This is a genomic window from Nonomuraea sp. NPDC059007 (assembly GCF_042740555.1).
Taxonomy (GTDB): Bacteria; Actinomycetota; Actinomycetes; order Streptosporangiales; family Streptosporangiaceae; genus Nonomuraea.
This window is the reverse complement of the sequence record NZ_JBHYJD010000001.1, coordinates 419,802-436,693: the sequence shown is the minus strand read 5'-3', so window position 1 is coordinate 436,693 and position 16,892 is coordinate 419,802. Positions and strand designations below refer to the sequence as shown.

Genomic DNA, 16,892 nt, shown 5'->3' with positions numbered 1-16,892 from the left:
GTCAGGAGGTTATGCGAGAGTAGATCCCCTATGTCGTTCAGGTTCGCACTGCTCGTCGCCGGATTCGTGCTCGCCGCGCTGAACCTGCGCCCGGCCATCGCGGGTGTCTCGCCACTGCTGGACGAGATCATGACCGACGTCGGCCTCACCCCCGCGGGCGGCGGCGCGATCACCACCGTCATGATCGTCTGCCTGGGCGTCTTCGGGCCGCTCGCGCCGGTGCTGGCCCGCCGGATCGGCCTCGACCGCACGCTGCTCGCCGGGCTGCTCGTGCTCGCGCTCGGCGTGGTCCTGCGCACCCTCGACGGCGCGCCCGCCCTGTACGCGGGCGCCGCGATCGCCGCCACCGCCATCGCGGTCATGAACGTCGTCATGCCCGGCATCGTCAAACAGCACTTCCCCGGTCGCGTCAACCTCTTCACCGGTATCTACAGCTCCGCCGCGAGCGCGGGCGCGGCGACCGCCTCCGCGCTCATGATCCCCCTGGAGAGATCCACAGGGTACGGCTGGCGCGGCGTCTCCGCCATGATCGCGTTGCCCGCGCTGGCCGGTGCGCTGCTCTGGCTGCCGCAGGCGCTGGGCAAGCAGGCCGCCGTCCAGAACGGCCCCCGCCCCTTCCACGCGGTCATCCGCAGCCGGATCACCTGGTACGTCACCGGCCTCATGGGCCTGCAGTCGCTCACCTTCTACGTGATCCTGGCCTGGCTGCCGACCGTCTTCCTGGAGGCCGGGCTCCCGGCCGACCAGTCCGGATACCTGCTCAGCATGACGACGCTCGTGCAGGTGGGTGCCACCTTCGCGGTGCCGGTGCTGGCGGGGCGGCGGCGCTCGCAGTCGGGGTACGTGGCCGCCGCCGTCCTGCTCACCATGGCCGGGTACCTCGGGCTGCTGGTGGCGCCGGTCACCGTGCCCTGGTTGTGGATGATCGTGCTGGGCGTGGGGCAGGGGGCGGCGTTCGGGCTGGCGCTGCTGCTGATCACGCTGCGGGCGCCCGATCCGACGGCCGTGACGGCGTTGTCGGCGGTCGCGCAGTCGGCCGGGTACGTGCTGGCCGCGGTGGGTCCGGTGCTGTTCGGGGCGCTGCGGCAGACCTCGGGCGGGTGGACGGCTCCGCTGGCCGTGGGCATGGCGATCCTGGTCGTGCAGCTCATCGTGGGATGGCTCGCGGGACGGCCTGCTACTTTAGGTAAGGCTAACCTATAAGGCGTGGAGGGTTCGGTGCTGACGGAGGTGCTCCAGCGGGTCGCCGCGGGTCGTGACGGCGTGCTCGGGGTGGATCCCGGGCTGGAGATCGAACCCGACGGGAGCTGGACCGCCGTCTCCGAGCTGGTGCGGGAGCCGTACACGCTGATGGGGGAGCTTGTGGAGCAGACGGCGGGGCGCTGGAACGCGCCGCGCCACGTCGGCGCGGCGCTGTTGTGGAAGACCTACGGGTATTGGCACATGTTCCCGATGGCGCTGGGGTGGGCGCTGGACGGGCGGGTGCCGGTCATGAAATTTCGGGACACGTATTTCAAGGTGTCCGAGGCCGGCGTGACCATCGGGGCCTCGCGGATCACGTGGGAGAGCGGCGCGGCGGCGATCGCGGGCGCGCTGGCCGAATCCCAGGCGCCGCTGGTCAAGGTGCTCAGCCGCATGGCCAGGGTTGGCGAGCGCACGCTCTGGGGCTCCACCGCGGAGGCCGTCGCGCACCCGCTCACCCAGGTCGTCAAGGGCGACTACATGACGTTGCTGCACGAGATCGGCAAGCCCGTGGACGGGCTGCTCACCCCCTCGGGCGACGGCTACTTCCGCAAGACCTGCTGCCTGTGGATCACGCTCCCGGATGTTGAGCCGTGTTCCACCTGCTGTGTTCTCGCGCGTCACTGAGCGGGTCTACTCTGCGCGGCATGACGCAGCGAAGATTATGGGGCAAGGTGCTGGCCGGTGTTACGGTCGCCGTCGTGCTGATCTCATCGGAGCCCGTCGCGGCTCACTCGCCCAAGGAGCCGGTCGTCATCGGGCACCGGGGCGCCAGCGCCCACCGCCCCGAGCACACCCTCCTGTCCTACGAGGCCGCGATCGCGATGGGCGCCGACTACATCGAGCCCGACCTCGTGTCCACCAAGGACCACGTGCTCGTCGCCCGGCACGAGAACGAGATCTCCGGCACCACCGACGTCGCCGCCCGCCCCGAGTTCGCCGGCCGCCGCACCACCAAGACCATCGACGGCCGTCCCGTGACCGGCTGGTTCACCGAGGACTTCACGCTGGCCGAGCTCAAGACCCTGCGCGCCAAGGAACGCATCCCGGACCTGCGGCCCGACAACACCGCCTTCGACGGCCTGGCCGAGATCCCCACGTTCGAAGAGGTCGTCCAGCTCGCCCAGCGCCACCGTGTGGGCGTCTACCCCGAGACCAAGCACCCGACCTACTTCGACTCCGTCGGCCTGTCCCTGGAGGAGCCCCTCCTGGAGATTCTCGGCCGCTACCGGGTACGCAAGGCGTTCATCCAGTCCTTCGAGACCGCGAACCTGCGCGAGATGCGCTCCAAGACCCGGCTGCCGCTGATCCAGCTGATCACCTTCGGCGGCAAGCCCTACGACTGGACGGCCTCCGGCGACCCGCGCACCTACGACGACATGGTGAAGCCGCAGGGCCTGCGCGAGGTGGCCGCCTACGCCAACGGCGTCGGCGTGGACACGCGCCGCATCCTCCCGGTGGGCGCCGACGGCCGCCTGCTGCCGCCGACCACGCTGGTGAAGGACGCGCACCGGGCTCGCCTGGACGTGCACATCTGGACGATCCGCAACGAGAACTCCCAGCTCCCCCTGGACCACCGCCTCGGCAACCCGGCCAGCCCCGTCTACGCGCGGGCGACCGGTGACGTGATGGGCTTCCTGGCCCGGCTGGTGTCCCTGGGCATCGACGGCGCGTTCTGCGACGACCCGGCCATGGGCCGGGCCGTCATCAGCGGGCGCGGCTGAGCCGGGGTCAGGCCACCTCGGCGGCGGAGTCGAGCGGGCGCAGTTCGTCGGCGTAGCTCACCGACGTGCGGCGCATCACGCCGCCGTCGTCGATCGAGTACTGGCCGAGCCGCCACAGCGGCGGCGAGTAGGCGTGGATCGAGACGCTGTGCGAGGTGGCGCCGTTGAGACGGTGGATGTGGTCGGGGCCGAACGAGAACGACTGGCCCTCGCCCACCACCGTCTCCAGGTGTTCTCCGCCGATGCGCGGGTTGCACTCCAGCAGCGCGCCCCGCACCACGTGCACGGCGCCGGAGCTGATGTCGTGGTCGTGCCAGCCGGTGTCGTCCTCGGGCCGCCAGCACAGGAGCCACACGTCCACGTAGGCGTCGCGGTGGAGCGAGGCGTAGTGGCGGCCGCCGTCCTGCGGGAACTCGACGAGTTCCTGCCATCCGTCCGGGTTGGCGGCGAGGCCGTTGACCAGTTCGCGCAGTTCGCGCCGGTCGAGGGCGCGCTCGGGAAGGCCGGCGCAGATGTCCCCGTCCTGTGTCTGGGGTGCCTCGCTGAGGAGCTCAGCTGTTCGCTTGCTCATGTGCGGTTCTCCTTTCTGCCGAGTAGACGACGGGGGTTGGTCACGCGGATGGCGTGCGCCGCCGCGTTGCCGAGGCCCGGGTCGGGGGCCGTGGCGTAGGGGGCGTCGGAGCCGTTGACGACGACGTCGATGCCGAGCTCGCGCACGATCGCGTCGATCGCGCGCGGGCCGTAGCTGGAGGTCTCCACGTAGAAGCCGGGGTCGACCAGGCCGCGGTTCTGGCCGCCTCTGGCGATGAGGCGCTCGGAGTGCAGCGGGGCCAGGCCCGCGAGCAGGGTGAAGCAGACGCGCAGCTTCGGGTGGCGCGGGCGCACCACGGCGTGGAAGTGGTACCAGGCCGCGTGCATCTGCTGGACGTACGGCACGACGGCCGGCCACCAGGACGGGCGCCCCGGGCCGCCCGCGGCGGGGCCGGGGTGGACCAGCAGGGGCAGGTCCCGCTCCACGAGCACGTCGAGCAGCTCGTCGAGCGGCTCGGCGGTGGCCGGGATCTGCAGCCCGGCGAAGCCGCGGTCGAGGTCCTTGGCCAGGCGGGCGGGATCGGGTTCGCTGTGGCAGGTGGCGGCCCAGGCGCCGAAGCGCTCGGGCAGCTCCAGCGCGCCGTCGTGGTAGGCCTCGATGAGCGGCCAGGACTCCTCGGGCGGCAGCGACTCGATGCCGAGCGGGCTGGACAGCGAGACGAGCGCGAGCTCACCGGTCTCGCGGGTGGCGGGGTCGTGGTCGGCCGGGTTCACCTCGTACGGCGGCTCGCCGTCCAGGAAGAGCGTCCACCCGTCGAGGTACGGCGCGGCCGTACGCGCACGCAGCGCCTCCACGAAGGAACGCGTCCACAGGTGCTGATGCACATCGATGCTCACCGCCACACCTCCCTGTATTTCCTACTGATAATATAGGTAAACGTCGCCGCCTCGGAAGACACAAACGTGAAGCGATTCACTGATACGGTTCAGTGAACCGCTTCACCTACCGTCCTGTCAACGCTGCGCCCTTCTGTCGGCCACACGCAATAGGCTGGCTTGATGCCCCGCAAGAGAGCGACCATCAAGGAAGTGGCCCAGGCCACAGGCCTGTCACCGGCCGCCGTCTCCTATGCGCTGCGTGGCATGCAGGTCTCCGAGGAGACCATGGAGCGGGTGCGGGCCGCCGCCGCCGAACTCGGCTACGAGGCCGACCCCATCGCCCGTGCCCTCGCCAGCGGCCGTACCGGCATGATCGGTGTGCTCTGCGGCTCCCTCGAAGACCTGTGGCAGCAGTCGCTGGCCGTCGGCATCAGCAGGGGCCTGCGGGAGAAGGACCGCTACGCGCTGATCCTCGACGCGGTCGGCGACCCCGACCGTGAGCGCGCGCTCGCCCAGCAGTTGCGCGACCAGCGCGTCGACGGGCTCATCGTGCAGCCGGTCGACCCCGCCGCGGCCTTCTGGCCCGAGCTGTGCGAGTCACTGCCCGTGGTCTCGATCGGCGACTCGCTGGCGGGCACCGCGGGCGAGGTCGTCTTCGACAACCGGCGCGGCGTGACGCTGGCTTTGGAACATCTCAAGGGGCTGGGCCACCGCCGGGTGGCCGTTCTCACCCCGACCCGCCCCAGCACCCCCGACCGGCCCGCCGACGTCCACGTCAGCGCCGAGGCCGAGCGGCTGGGGCTCGACCTGGAGGTTGCCACCGCCCCCTACGAGCTGGCCGGCGCCACCGCCGCGGCCCGCCGCATCCTGGAGGAGGACCGGCCGAGCGCCGTCTTCTGCTTCTCCGACTCCATCGCCTACGGCGTCTACGCGGCGGCGGCCGAGCTGGGCCTGTCGATCCCGGACGACGTGTCGGTGATGGGCTACGACGACCATCCGATGTCCGGCCTGCTCACGCCCGGCCTCACCACCGTCGACTGGACCATCGCCGGCATCGTCAGAGCCGCGGTCCGCCTGGCGGTCGCGGCGGTTGACGGCGGGCCGAAGCGCCGCCGGGTCGTCCAGCAGCCCACGCTGCGCGAGCGCGGCTCGATCAGAGACCTCGCCTGAGCCCAACCCGTCTACAGCGCGTCGCGCAGGACGGCGGGCGGCGGCGGGCAGGGCGCCCCGCCCGTGAGCGTGTCCCCGTCACGCAGCGGCACGTTCGCCTCACGCACGTAGAAGAGCGGACGCCGCGGCGCGATCCGGTGCACGTAGCGGCCGACCACCGCCAGCCCGGCCAGCGTCACCGCCGACAGCGCGAGATGCGCCCCGGTGAGACCCAGCGCCGCGACCACGAGCCCGAGCGCCGCCAGCAGATAGAGCAGGTTGAGCGGCCGCCACGAGAACCCGAAGAACAGCTCGAACGCGTGCCCGGCCAGCCGGCCGAGACGCAGCTTCGACCGTCCCGCGCTGCGCTCGCGGTGCGTGACGCTCACCGCCGCGTACCGCGCCCCCACCAGGGGTACGGCCGGCATGAACCACGGCAGGCGCAGGTCGCTGATCGTCCTGGCCACCGGCGTGCGGACGAGCCGGAAGGTGGAGGCGCCCCGCGGCATGCCGATCTTGAACACGGCGCGGGCCGACCAGTGCAGCCCGAGCGAGCCGAGCTTGCGCACGAGCGGGTCGTGCCGGTTGACCCGGTGGCCGAAGACCACGTCGTACCCCTCGGCGGCCTTGGCGAGCAGTGTCCAGATCTGCGAGGGCGGCACCTGTAGGTCGGCGTCGCACTGGACCGTCCACGGCTGGGCGGCGTAGGAGAACCCGGCCGCCATGACCGCGTCGATGCCGAAGTTGCGGGTGAACGACAGATAGCGCACCCGGGGATCGGCCTCGGCCAGAGCCTGTATCCGGGCCGGCGAGTCGTCGGAGCTGCCGTCGTCCACGAAGAGGATCTCCAGGTCCTCGATCGCGGACAGTTCGGTGACGAGCTCGCGGTAGGCCACGTCCACCTGGGCTCCCTCGTTGAAGCACGGCACCAGCACCGTCAGGCCCGTCGTCACTGCGATCTCCTCAGCGCCAGGCCGAGGACGAGCGGGTTCGCCCCCAGCGCGTACACGGCCCCGGCCGCCCCGGCCAGGGGAATGGCCACCGCGCCCAGCACGGCGACCGCGGCCAGCGCGGCCACGACGGCCCTGGCGTTGGCCCGGGGGTCGGTGTGCTCGACGACGAACGTGGCGCCGCTGGCCAGCGCCTGCACGGGAAGCAGGGTGAGCGCGAGCACGCCGAGCGCGATCGGGCCGTGGATGTGCTGGGCCAGGGCGACCCCGGCCAGCACCAGCCAGAGCGTTCCGGCCACGGCGGCCAGCCCGGCCATGCGCCGTCCCAGCACCCGTGCCCCCGCCGCGCCGCCTCCCGCCACCCTGAGCGACAGCTGCGGCTGGTAGATCCGCTGCAGCGTGTAGAGCACCGAGAGGGCGAAGCCCCAGGCGAGCGTGACGAAGTAGAGCTCGCCGCTCTGGCCGGCGTGGGCGCTGAGCGAGAGCTCGACGAAGAGCGTGCCGATCATGGCGTTGTTCATGACGTCGGCCGCGCCCATCAGCACGATCGTGCCCGCCAGCACACGGCGCAGCCCGGGACGCGGGCGTCCGGCGCGGGGCAGGCCGGGCAGCAGCGAGAGGTTGAGCGCGGTGACCAGCGCCAGCAGCCCGGTCAGGTAGCCGGTCGGGCCGACCCCGGCGAAGAAGGCGAGCGCCGCCATCGCGCCCATGCCCAGGCCGAGCACGGCGAAGTGGACGGTGTCGCGGGCATAGCGGCCGAGCGCGCGGTGGAGGGCGACGCCGAGCATGCCGCAGCCGAGCGCCACGTAGTACGCGATGCCCAGCAGGTAGAGCGTGACCGGGTGGCCGGGGGCCAGGACGAGCGCGACGACCGCGGCGGCGGTGGCCGGAAGCGGTACGTACGCCACCAGGGCGCGGAGCATGCCGGCGAGCTGGTCGCGGGTACGGCGGGCGCGCGGGATCAGCTTGAGCGCGGCCTTCTCGGTGCCCGACTGGACGACCATGCAGAGCCAGCCGACGGCGCCCATGACCGCGGCGTAGGCGGCGAAGTCCGCGCGGCTCCAGGCCAGGGCGAGCAGGGCGGCGGAGCCGTACAGCATCACGCGGAAGGTCGCGCGGCCGGCGATCAGCGTCGTCAGCCGCGTCAGCCCGATGCGGTGGGTGGCGGTGGCGGTCATCCTGCGTCCAGGTCGGCGAGGACGCGCGCGCGCAGCGGGCGGCTGCCGTCGTGCAGGTAGGCGCGCAGGGCCGACTCCACCTGTTCGCGGCCGAACCGGTCGAGGACGCCGGTCAGCGACGGGCCCTTCTCCATGCCGAACAGCGCGGTGAAGAAGGTCCTGACCTGCGCGGCCTCGAACGTGTCCGGCAGCGGCAGGAGGGCTTCGACGTGTTCGCGGGCGGGTGGTCGCGAGGGCGGCGCCGCGGTCCAGGTCGCCGGGCGGCCGGGGCCCGCCAGCCAGGCGCGGACATGGGCCAGGCGCTCGGCGGCCGAGGGGTCGAGGCGGCCTTGGGCGAGGGCCAGGTCGTAGCAGGTGGCGTGCAGGGCCGCGCACACCTTGGAGAAGGCCGGCGGCTTGGCGGGCAGCTGGTCGAGGGGGATCTCGCTGATCTCCTCGACGTGGGCGCGGACCGCCTCGTCGGTCCTGGCCTTGGCGATCAGCGCGTCGAACTCCTTGTACCAGCGCGCCAGCGTCTCCCGGTCGAGCGGCGAGCGGTCGTCGTGGTCGCGGATCCAGCGGATCATGCGCGCGGGCAGGTACGGCACGAGCGGATCGCCCGCCACGGGCCGGGGCGCCGAGGGAACGGCCCGGTAGACGGCGCCGCACGCCCGGCACGAGTACCGCTGCCGGCCCAGATCGGAGGGGTGCGGATCACCGCACTGCAGGCACCTCACAACGGCACCGCCACCGCCGACGAGGGCACCAGCTCCGCGCCGAGCCCGCTCTTGACCTCGGCCTGCCCCTTGCCGAGCACCAGGCCGCGCTTGCCGGCCCCGATCGCCCACTCGACCATCCGGACGTAGCCGTCGAAGTACAGGTGCTTGCGCCCGCCGCTCTCCGGCGGGAGCGCGCCCCAGCTCAGGCAGATGGGCCAGGCCGGGTGGTCCAGGATCAGGGACAGGCCGAGCAGGCGCCGGTCGTGCCGGTAGGTGAGGGCGATGCTCTCCCCGCCGCCGATCAGCGCCTCCAGGTAGGGCAGTGGCAGTGGCGCGAGGGGGAGGAACCTGCCGCGGTGCTTGAGGTCGTTCTCGGCGCGCAGCCGGGCCGCCTCCTCCGCGCCGACCAGCTCGGCGGCGGGGCCGATCCGGACGGTCAGCTCCGCGGAGAACGTCCTGGCCCGCCTGCGCAGGGAGTCGCGGCGGCGGGGGTCGAGCTGGGCGTACCAGTCGTCCAGGCCGGACCAGGGCAGGGCGAGCTTGGCCAGGGGAGCGGTGGGCAGGTTCACCTTGATCGGCCCGGGGAGCAGGGCGCGCTCGTCGGGCGAGACCTCGCGCCAGACCATGCTCCGCCAGCCGGGGCCCAGCTCCCGCCGCAGCCCGCGCGCGTAGGCGCGCAGCAGGCCGGGGTCCGGTTCGTCGCGGAACCACCAGCCTTTCTGGGAGCGGTTGCCCGGCGCGTGGACGTCCAGGACGCCTGCCGGGCCGCGTGCCGCGGTGTACACGCCGCGCCGTAGCCGGGGGGTGCGCAGCGAGGCCGAGGCGGCGCCGACCGCCTTGCCGTCCTGCCGCAGGACCGCCAGCACCACGGGCGCCTGGGCGCCCCAGGCGTAGGCGCGCAGCAGGTCATAGCGCCAGGTCACCCACTGGCCGGCGGCGAGGCGTAATTCCTCCCAGCCGGCGGGCTCCGGGTCGTGCCGGGGATCCAGGAACTCCAGGCTCATCCGATCGCCCACCTGGGTACCGCCACGACCTTCATGGGGAGGTATTCGAACCCCAGCGAGCGCTTCACGTCAACGAAGCCCCGGCCGGCGAACAGGCGTTTGGCGCCCGCGGCCGTCGCGTGGGCGACGATCCGGGCGTAGCTGTCGAAGTAAAGGTCCTTGCGGCCGCCCTGTTCCGGTGGCAGCGCGGCCCACGGGCCGTACATGGGGGCGACGGGGTGGTCGTAGACCATGGCGAAGGCCAGCAGCTTCTCGCCGTGGTGGTAGCTGAGCGTCCACACGTCCTCGCGGCCCAGCAGCGCGGCGAAGTACGCGGGCGACAGCGGCAGGCGCGGATCGAGGGAGGAACTCAGCCGGGCGGCGTGACGTTCGTCGAGCGTCGCCAGTTCGGCCGGGTCGAGGTCGCGGCGGGCGCTGCCCTCGCGCACGAGCAACTCGCCGTCCTGGGCGATGCGCTTGATCTGGCGGCGCAGCGTGGAGCGGCGGTTACGGCTGAGTGTGCCGATCCACCCGTCTGCGGAGGACCAGCCCAGGCGCATCTGCGTGGTGCCGGGGGACTGCCTGACGAGGGCGCCGCGCCGGGCGACCAGCGGCAGCGCGGGCTCGGTGACCATGCGGTAGACCACACCGGCCAGGCCCCAGCCGAACTCGGCGGCGGCGGCCCGCTCGAAGCTCCTGATGAGCTCGCGGCCGTCGGCGCCCTCGGGCAGGAACCAGGTGGGAGCGTTGGAGTGAGCCGGTAATCGCACGTCGAGAAGGAGCGGCGGGCGGGAGGTCCGGGTCGGCCACAGGCCACGGCAGACTGCCCCGATGGCGCCGGCGACGCGGTCGCCGTCGCGGAAGACGCCCAGCAGCGGCCGGGCCCACGAGGCGGCGAAGGAGCTACGGATCACGTCATAGGACCATATAGCCGTTAACCCCTGACGAATCCGGAGATCTTCCCAGCCTTCAGGCTCTGGGTCAATATCCGGGTAAGACAGTTCAATCTTCACTTAGGTCCCTGATTCACCCGAAAAATTACGAAATCGCAACGAAATGACTGACAGTCATAGTTAGGAGTATATGTCTGATTTGATCATGGCCGCGCGCCACACCTGGACGCGTGTACCTACTGCCCGCGCACAACCAGCGCGGCGTTTGATCAGGGGAATGCCATGAAAGTTGGGGTGACGGGTGGTAATGGCTTCATCGGCCGTTACGTCTGTGAGGAGTTAGCCGCCAGAGGTCATACTCCGATCGTCTTCGACCATCAGGATCGCGGCTCCAGCCCGTTCGAGGTCATGCTCGGCGACATCAGGGACGCCACGGCCATGACCGAACTGGCCGCCCACGCCGATGCGATCATCCACCTGGCCGCCGTCCTCGGCACCCAGGAGACGATCACCAATCCGCGGCCCGCAGCGGAGACCAACCTCATGGGCGGTCTCAACTTCCTCGAAGCGGTCGCCCAGTACGACCTCCCCGGTGTCTACATCTGCGTGGGCAACCACTGGATGGACAACAGCTACTCGATCTCCAAGACCGCCGTCGAGCGCTTCGCGCGCATGTTCAACGCCCACCGCGGCACCAGGGTCAACCTGGTCAGAGTGGTCAACGCCTACGGACCCCGGCAGATGGCGGCACCGCCGTTCGCCGCCGGAAAGGTACGCAAGATCACCCCCGCCGTGATCTGCCGCGCACTGTCGGGCATGCCGGTCGAGTTGTACGGCGGCGGCACCCAGATCTCCGACATGGTGTGGGTCGGCGACGTGGCCAGGGGACTGGTCGCCGCGCTGGAGACCGCCGCGGTCAAGCCGCCGCTCGGCCACGTGGTCGAGGTCGGCCCGACCGAGTCGACGAGCATCCGCGCGGTCGCCGAGATGATCATCGATATGTGCGAGGAGCGCGGCTACGAGCGCGCGCCGATCGTGGACCTGCCCATGCGTCCCGGCGAGACCCCGGAGACCGCCGTCACCGCCGACCCCGAGACGCTGCGCCCGGTCGGCATCGACCCCGCCTCGCTGGTCACCCTGCAGGAGGGCATGGCCAAGACGGTCGACTGGTTCATCGAGAACCGCGGCACCCACTGGAACACCCCGAGGTGAAGCACCTCGTGATCCTCGGCGGCTCGGACGGCACGGTCAGTGCCTTCCGGGCCGCCCGGCGGCTGGGCCTGTCCACGATCTGCGTGGACATGCGCGCCGACGCACCGGGCGTGGCGGAGGCCGACGAGTTCCTGCACCTCAGCACCCGCGACGTCCCGGCGATCGCGGCCGCGCTGCGCGAGCGCCACGGCCTGGCCGGGCTGCTCGCCCCCGGCAGCGACATCAACCTCCCGTCGCTGGCCGAGCTGGCCCGCCTGCTCGGCCTGCCCCGCGCGCTCACCGAGGAGACCCTGCGGGTCTCGACGGACAAGGCCGCCTTCCGCGAGACGTGCCTGCGCCTCGGCCTGCCGAGCCCGCCCTACTCCACCGATCCCGAGGTACGGCCGGCACTGCCGGTCATCGTCAAACCGGTCGACTCCGGCAGCTCGCGCGGCATCACGATCGTGCGCGAGCAGGAGGATCTCGCGCGGGCGGTCGAGCACGCGCGGGCCGTCTCCCCGACCGGCCGCATCATCATCGAACAGCTCCTGACCGGCCAGGACCTCTGCGGCGAGGCCATGCTCCAGGACGGCAGGATCGCCCTGCTCGGCCTGAGCCGGCGCGTCACCGAACCTCCCGAGGTGGTCGCGGTCGGGCACGACATGGAACCGGGCGACGGCGTCCTCGACAAGGAGGTCACCCGGCAGCTGGAGCTGGTCTGCGCCGAGATCGGCTACCGCGACGGCCCGCTCAACGTGGACCTGTTCGTCGAGGACGGCGTGGTCACGCTGATCGAGATGGGCGCGCGCATCGGCGGCAACGGGCTGGGCGAGGCGCTCGGCCTGATGTACGGCGTGGACACGGTCGAGGCCACGGTCCGCCTGGCCGTCGGAGAGCGGCCCGACCTCACGCCCACCCGCCGGGGTCCCGCCTCGGTGCGGGTGCTGCGCGCTCCTTTCGAAGGCATCCTGCTCGGGATCGACGGCCTGGAGACGCTGCCGGACAGCGCCGAGATCGTGGTGGTCGCCTTCCCCGGCGACCACGTCTTCCCCTACACCGAGTGCCGGGCCAAGCTCGGCTACGTCGTCGACCACACGCCCCCGGACCTGGACGCGCTGGTCAAGGTCGATGTCCGTTAGGTTCTCCGCCACGGCGTGGGAGAGGTCCTACCGGCGCACGGTCCGGCTGGCCTTCTCCCGCGTGCCCTTCTACCGCGACCAGTGGGTACGCGCGGGCCGGGCGCTCGACGAGCCCCTGCCCACGCCCACCGGGGAGCTGGCCGGCCAGCTGCACCGGCTGTGCCCGTTCGCCGAGCCGTACGATCCGGGGGCCGAGCCGAGCCTGTGGATCGGCCCGGCGGGCGGGCTGCGGGCGGCGCTGGCGGTGGCGCTCGGGGCGGCGGGCGTGCGCGGGCGGGTTCCGGTGCTGGAGGTGCGCCGGGCCGTGCTGGATCGGCGGCGGCTGGGGCTGGGCGGCCCGCCGTATGGTGTGCTGCTGGAGCCGGACGCCACGGTCGTGCACGAGCGCCGGCGGCGTGAGCTCAACGCGCCCGCGCTCAAGCTCGCCGCCGACGCCGGCCGCGCGGTCGTGGTCGGCGAGCGGGCGGCGGTGGCCTCGTTCCTGCCCGAGCTGGCGGGCGTCGAGGTGAACGTGCTGGAGCGGGTGACGCTCGCCGGCGCCGCCGAGGGCGCGCTGGTGCACGACCCGCATCTCGGCTACTACGCGGCCCGCGCCCGCTGCGGCCGGGTCCATCTGCTGTGGCGGCGCTTCCACGCCCGGCCGGAGGGCGGCGGTCTGGCCGTCTCCGCGCTGGGCAGGCGCCGTCCGGTGCTCGTCGCCGTGGTCCCGGACGGCGGTGGCGAGCTCGGCCGCTGCCCCGGCCACGGCACCCCGATCCTTGGAGTCGCATCGTGATCAGAGCCAACCGGGTGACGCTGCTCGCGGGCGCCCTTGCGGTGGCGCTGGCGGGAGTCGTCCGTTTCGTCCTGCCGTACGAGCAGGAGATCACCTCGCTGTGGGGCTTCCTCGTCAAGCTCACGCCGCAGCTGGCCGCCATCGTGGCGATCGCCTGGCTGGACGTCGAGTGGGCGCGGCGGCTCAAGCTGCACCTGCTGGCCATTCCGGCCGTGTTCCTGGTCTTCCTGCTGTACTTCGTGCCGAAGACCTTCATGGCCGCCATGGACATCGGCGACAAGTCCGGCACCTTCGAGGACCTCTACCTGCACGTCGTGGTCTTCGTGCCGTTCCTGATCGTGGCGCTTCTGCTGGCCTACCGGCTCGGCGGCGGCTCGCGGGAGGGCGTGCTGCGTACCGGCCTGGCGATGTCGATCCTGCACGTGTCGGGTCTTGAGGACCTCGTGGCGGTCTCCATGAACCGCCGCCTCGACGCCATCCCCGAGGTGTGGGACTGGGCCGACCACATCACCGTGCGGATCGGCCACCCGGCCACCAAGTACGAGGCGTACGCCTTCATCGCCGCGCACGTCGTCGTGGCGCTGCTGGTGTTGTTCGTGCCGCGCCGGTGGCTACGGCGTCGCTCCGCCCGGTCGCAGGAGTAGGCGGGCCGCGTCGAGGTCGCCGTCCAGCGGGCGGTCCGGCTCGGCGCCGCGGCGGGCCCGTACGGCGGCCACCCGCTCGCAGGCCAGCACGATCTCCAGTGGCTCCACGCAGCGCAGCGCGTAGCGGGCCGCCTGGGTGGCGAAGCCGGCGTGGTCCTCGGTGCCGCGGGAGATCACCGCGGTGCCGGTGGTGACCGGCGTCGCCAGGTGGCGCAGCTCGGCCAGCGCGTCCTGGGCCACGTACTCCAGGATCATCAGGCCGGAGGCGCCCGGACGGTCGGCGAGGAAGGGCAGGGCGCCGGTGTAGCCCGGCTCCATCAGCGTGGCCAGCCGGGCGGTGCTCAGCTGCGCCGTCTGCACCAGCGCCGCGCGCAGCGTGTCCAGGGCCAGCGCCACGGGCGCCGAGTGGAAGTTGCCGTTGTGCCAGGCCAGCGAGCGGTCGATGAGCGGGTTCTCGGCGGCGGCGTTGAGGTCGATCTCGACGGTCGTGGCGGCCCGCTCCAGCGCGTCGAGCGCGCCGCCGTGCACCTGGGCGAAGGCGCGGTAGCCGTACGGGTCCTGCACGCGCGTGGCGAGCTCCCCGTTGAGCAGGCCGCGCAGCCGCGCGGCCACCACCGCCTGCCCCTGATGCGGTCTCGCTTCCTGTACGGCTGCCGCCAGCGGCTCCGCCGAAGCCCCGACCGCGGTGAAGGAGAAGGCGGCCACGTCGATCGCGGCGTCCAGCAGCCCGCGCAGCCGATGACAGGCCAGCGCCGCGTCGGCCAGCGTCAGCGCGCCCGAGCTGATGAACGGCAGCCCGTCCGAGCTCGCCAGCGCGAAGCGGGGACCGTCGCCGCCGTGCCACGCCCGCTCGCCCAGCAGGCACAGGGCGGTGCTCGCCAGCGCCGTCAGGTCGCCGGTACCGATGGCCCCGTAGGCGCGTACCGGGGGAGTGACGCCCGCGTTGATCGCCTCGGCGAGGACCGGCAGCACCGCCGGGTCGATCCCGGAGCCGCCCGCGAGCAGTTGGTTCAGGCGTACGGCCAGCATCCCCCTGGCCCGTTCCGCCTCGATCAGGGGCCCGGCGCCACCCGCGTGACTGCGCAGCAGGTCGAGCCCGGACGCGGCCACCTCGACGTCCTTGTTCGCCCCGACGCCCGTGCTCTGCCCGTAGACCGGGCCGGTCAGCGCCTGGGCGGTGGCCCACGCGGCCCGAGCGCGATCGGTGGAGCCGATCGTCACCCGGGCCTGGCCGGTGGCCACGGCCGCGACCCGCGAGCAGGTCAGGCCGGCGCCGTGGAGTTCCATGGGCGTGATCAGTCGCCGTCGGGGATGACCAGGCTGAGCAGCCAGCTCACGATGCTGATGATGACCGAGCCGATGAGCGCGGTGACGAAGCCGTCCACGTGGAACGGCACGTCGAGCTGTCCGGCGATCCAGCTCGTGAGCAGCAGCATCGCCGCGTTGATCACCAGGAGGAAGAGCCCCAGCGTCAGCACGATCACCGCGCAGCCCAGCATCTTGACGATGGGCTTCACGATCGCGTTGATCAGGCCGAAGATGAGGGCGACCACGACGAGCGTGCCCCAGTACTTCGCCGTGGTGTCGGTGTCGACCGTGATGCCGGGGAGCAGTTGTGTGGCGACCCACAGGGCGACCGCGGCCGCCAGGGTTCTCAAGATGAATATCACGCTGATAGATCCTCGCACTCCTTGAGGGCCGATCGGTAGAGGCGCAGCGCCACCAGGGGATAGATCATGACGCTGAGCACGCCGGCGGTGACCATCGCCGCGGCGTGCGCCGAGCTGATCGCGCCCTGCTGCACGCCGGTGTTGGTGATCACCACGATCAGGGGCAGACCGGCCGCGGCGAACAGCGCCAGCGCCTTGTGCTCGCCGGGCCGCAGGTCGGGGTCGCGCCGGTGCAGCAGGTACGTGGGCAGCCCGCGTACCAGCAGGAACGCGAGCAGGAAGATCGGGATCAGCAGCAGGCTGCGCGGGTCGGTGAACAACGCCTTCAGGTCCAGGTTGGCGCCGCTGACCACGAAGAAGAACGGGATGAGGAAGCCGAAGCCGATCGCGTCGAGTTTGGAGGAGATCACGTGCTCCTCGGCCTCCGGGCCCGAGGCGACCGCCAGCCGTACCACGATGCCCGCCGCGAACGCGCCGAGCAGCACGTCCAGGCCGAACGCCGACGCGGCGGCGATCATCGCGATCAGCACGAACATGACGATGCGCACCGCGAGCTGGCCAGTGCTGCCCATCGTGCCGGCGACCAGCCGCGCCAGCAGCGGGTGCCGCGGCCGGGCGGCCATCGCCGCCGCGACGATCGCGATGGCGGTGAACAGCGCGATGAGCGCGATCGTGTGCCAGCGCTCGTCCTCGGAGAAGACGAAGGCCATGGCCACGATCGGGCCGAACTCCCCGAGCGCCCCGATCCCCAGCACCCGGCTGCCGAACGGCGTGGGCAGCGCGCCCGCGTCCCGCACCATCGGCAGGATCGTGCCGAGCGCGGTCGTGCACAGGGCGAGCCCGATCACCTGGGCGGCCAGCGTGAACCCGTTCGTCGCCACCGCCACGAGCAGCCCGAGCGCCAGCGAGGCGAACCAGCCGTAGATCGCCAGCCTGATCGGCCGGCCCTTGATCCGGGCGAACTCGATCTCGTAGCCGGCCATGAACATCAGCATGGAGAGCCCGAACTGCGAGATCGTCTCGATGACGCCGTCGGTCTTGATCCAGCCGAGCACCACCGGGCCGCACAGCACGCCGAGCAGGATCTCCAGCACCACGTTCGGCACCCGGACGAACCGGCCGAGCGCATGGGCGACGATCGGCGAGATCGCGGCGGCCAGGACGATGATCAGGACAGTGATCATGCACGCTATGTGCCCACCCGTCACTCCATGTAGTCACTCGCCGGACTGTTGGCGTTATTCAG

18 protein-coding genes are annotated in these 16,892 nt (G+C 71.9%); 8 read left to right on the top strand and 10 right to left on the bottom strand.

All coding sequences use genetic code 11. The annotated features are described in order from the left end of the window. Positions 1-30 precede the first annotated feature (30 nt). The 3 genes from ACFWY5_RS01900 to ACFWY5_RS01890 are packed head-to-tail and all read left to right on the top strand — an operon-like array spanning position 31 to position 2,966. A complete protein-coding gene (locus tag ACFWY5_RS01900) occupies positions 31-1,203 on the top strand; it encodes an MFS transporter (protein ID WP_379612415.1) in 1,173 nt (390 codons plus the stop codon). 3 nt (positions 1,204-1,206) lie between these two features. Then, entirely contained in the window at positions 1,207-1,869 is a 663-nt protein-coding gene (locus ACFWY5_RS01895; RefSeq protein WP_379612413.1) for a hypothetical protein, read from the top strand. Positions 1,870-1,889: 20 nt separating this feature from the next. Next, complete coding sequence (locus tag ACFWY5_RS01890) at positions 1,890-2,966, top strand: glycerophosphodiester phosphodiesterase (RefSeq protein WP_379630296.1); 1,077 nt, start codon at positions 1,890-1,892, stop codon at positions 2,964-2,966. A 7-nt stretch (positions 2,967-2,973) separates the two neighbouring features. On the opposite strand, the gene ACFWY5_RS01885 is transcribed toward ACFWY5_RS01890, so the two are convergent. Together ACFWY5_RS01885 and ACFWY5_RS01880 are read right to left on the bottom strand one after the other, a co-directional pair. Continuing rightward, complete coding sequence (locus ACFWY5_RS01885) at positions 2,974-3,537, bottom strand: cysteine dioxygenase (RefSeq protein WP_379612409.1); 564 nt, start codon at positions 3,535-3,537, stop codon at positions 2,974-2,976. After that, positions 3,534-4,394 (bottom strand): amidohydrolase family protein, encoded by an 861-nt coding sequence (locus tag ACFWY5_RS01880; RefSeq protein WP_379630295.1) that lies wholly within the window; start codon positions 4,392-4,394, stop codon positions 3,534-3,536. The genes ACFWY5_RS01885 and ACFWY5_RS01880 overlap by 4 nt, the downstream gene beginning before the upstream one ends. A gap of 162 nt (positions 4,395-4,556) precedes the next feature. Here ACFWY5_RS01880 and ACFWY5_RS01875 point away from each other — a divergent pair, with 162 nt between their 5' ends. After that, positions 4,557-5,546, top strand: a complete 990-nt coding sequence (locus ACFWY5_RS01875; protein ID WP_379630294.1) for a LacI family DNA-binding transcriptional regulator — start codon at positions 4,557-4,559, stop codon at positions 5,544-5,546. A gap of 11 nt (positions 5,547-5,557) precedes the next feature. Here the strand turns inward: ACFWY5_RS01875 and ACFWY5_RS01870 are convergent, their stop codons facing one another. The 5 genes from ACFWY5_RS01870 to ACFWY5_RS01850 are packed head-to-tail and all read right to left on the bottom strand — an operon-like array spanning position 5,558 to position 10,248. Then, complete coding sequence (locus tag ACFWY5_RS01870) at positions 5,558-6,478, bottom strand: glycosyltransferase family 2 protein (RefSeq protein WP_379630293.1); 921 nt, start codon at positions 6,476-6,478, stop codon at positions 5,558-5,560. Continuing rightward, positions 6,475-7,653, bottom strand: a complete 1,179-nt coding sequence (locus ACFWY5_RS01865) for a hypothetical protein (RefSeq protein ID WP_379612399.1) — start codon at positions 7,651-7,653, stop codon at positions 6,475-6,477. Before ACFWY5_RS01865 ends, ACFWY5_RS01870 begins: the two co-directional genes overlap by 4 nt. Further along, positions 7,650-8,369: a hypothetical protein gene (locus ACFWY5_RS01860; RefSeq protein ID WP_379630292.1), complete on the bottom strand. Its 720-nt coding sequence runs from the start codon at positions 8,367-8,369 to the stop codon at positions 7,650-7,652. The genes ACFWY5_RS01865 and ACFWY5_RS01860 overlap by 4 nt, the downstream gene beginning before the upstream one ends. Next, positions 8,366-9,355 (bottom strand): hypothetical protein, encoded by a 990-nt coding sequence (locus tag ACFWY5_RS01855; RefSeq protein ID WP_379630291.1) that lies wholly within the window; start codon positions 9,353-9,355, stop codon positions 8,366-8,368. The genes ACFWY5_RS01860 and ACFWY5_RS01855 overlap by 4 nt, the downstream gene beginning before the upstream one ends. Continuing rightward, positions 9,352-10,248: a hypothetical protein gene (locus tag ACFWY5_RS01850; RefSeq protein WP_379630290.1), complete on the bottom strand. Its 897-nt coding sequence runs from the start codon at positions 10,246-10,248 to the stop codon at positions 9,352-9,354. The genes ACFWY5_RS01855 and ACFWY5_RS01850 overlap by 4 nt, the downstream gene beginning before the upstream one ends. A gap of 261 nt (positions 10,249-10,509) precedes the next feature. Between ACFWY5_RS01850 and ACFWY5_RS01845 the strand changes: the two genes are divergently transcribed. Genes ACFWY5_RS01845 through ACFWY5_RS01830 form a run of 4 tightly spaced genes read left to right on the top strand, consistent with a single transcriptional unit; the run spans position 10,510 to position 13,976 of the window. Further along, a complete protein-coding gene (locus tag ACFWY5_RS01845) occupies positions 10,510-11,439 on the top strand; it encodes an NAD-dependent epimerase/dehydratase family protein (protein WP_379630289.1) in 930 nt (309 codons plus the stop codon). Beyond that, positions 11,436-12,557, top strand: coding sequence for an ATP-grasp domain-containing protein (locus ACFWY5_RS01840; protein WP_379630288.1), 1,122 nt, complete (start codon positions 11,436-11,438; stop codon positions 12,555-12,557). Before ACFWY5_RS01845 ends, ACFWY5_RS01840 begins: the two co-directional genes overlap by 4 nt. After that, entirely contained in the window at positions 12,547-13,332 is a 786-nt protein-coding gene (locus ACFWY5_RS01835) for a hypothetical protein (protein WP_379630287.1), read from the top strand. The genes ACFWY5_RS01840 and ACFWY5_RS01835 overlap by 11 nt, the downstream gene beginning before the upstream one ends. After that, the gene (locus ACFWY5_RS01830) at positions 13,329-13,976 is read left to right on the top strand and encodes a hypothetical protein (protein ID WP_379630286.1); all 648 of its coding nucleotides are present in this window, start codon (positions 13,329-13,331) and stop codon (positions 13,974-13,976) included. The genes ACFWY5_RS01835 and ACFWY5_RS01830 overlap by 4 nt, the downstream gene beginning before the upstream one ends. Here the strand turns inward: ACFWY5_RS01830 and ACFWY5_RS01825 are convergent. The 3 genes from ACFWY5_RS01825 to ACFWY5_RS01815 are packed head-to-tail and all read right to left on the bottom strand — an operon-like array spanning position 13,944 to position 16,830. Further along, positions 13,944-15,263, bottom strand: coding sequence for an aromatic amino acid ammonia-lyase (locus tag ACFWY5_RS01825; RefSeq protein WP_379630285.1), 1,320 nt, complete (start codon positions 15,261-15,263; stop codon positions 13,944-13,946). The genes ACFWY5_RS01830 and ACFWY5_RS01825 overlap by 33 nt on opposite strands. A gap of 8 nt (positions 15,264-15,271) precedes the next feature. Beyond that, positions 15,272-15,646, bottom strand: a complete 375-nt coding sequence (locus tag ACFWY5_RS01820; RefSeq protein ID WP_379612382.1) for a phage holin family protein — start codon at positions 15,644-15,646, stop codon at positions 15,272-15,274. Then, positions 15,643-16,830 (bottom strand): cation:proton antiporter, encoded by a 1,188-nt coding sequence (locus ACFWY5_RS01815; RefSeq protein WP_379630284.1) that lies wholly within the window; start codon positions 16,828-16,830, stop codon positions 15,643-15,645. Before ACFWY5_RS01815 ends, ACFWY5_RS01820 begins: the two co-directional genes overlap by 4 nt. Positions 16,831-16,892 lie beyond the last annotated feature (62 nt).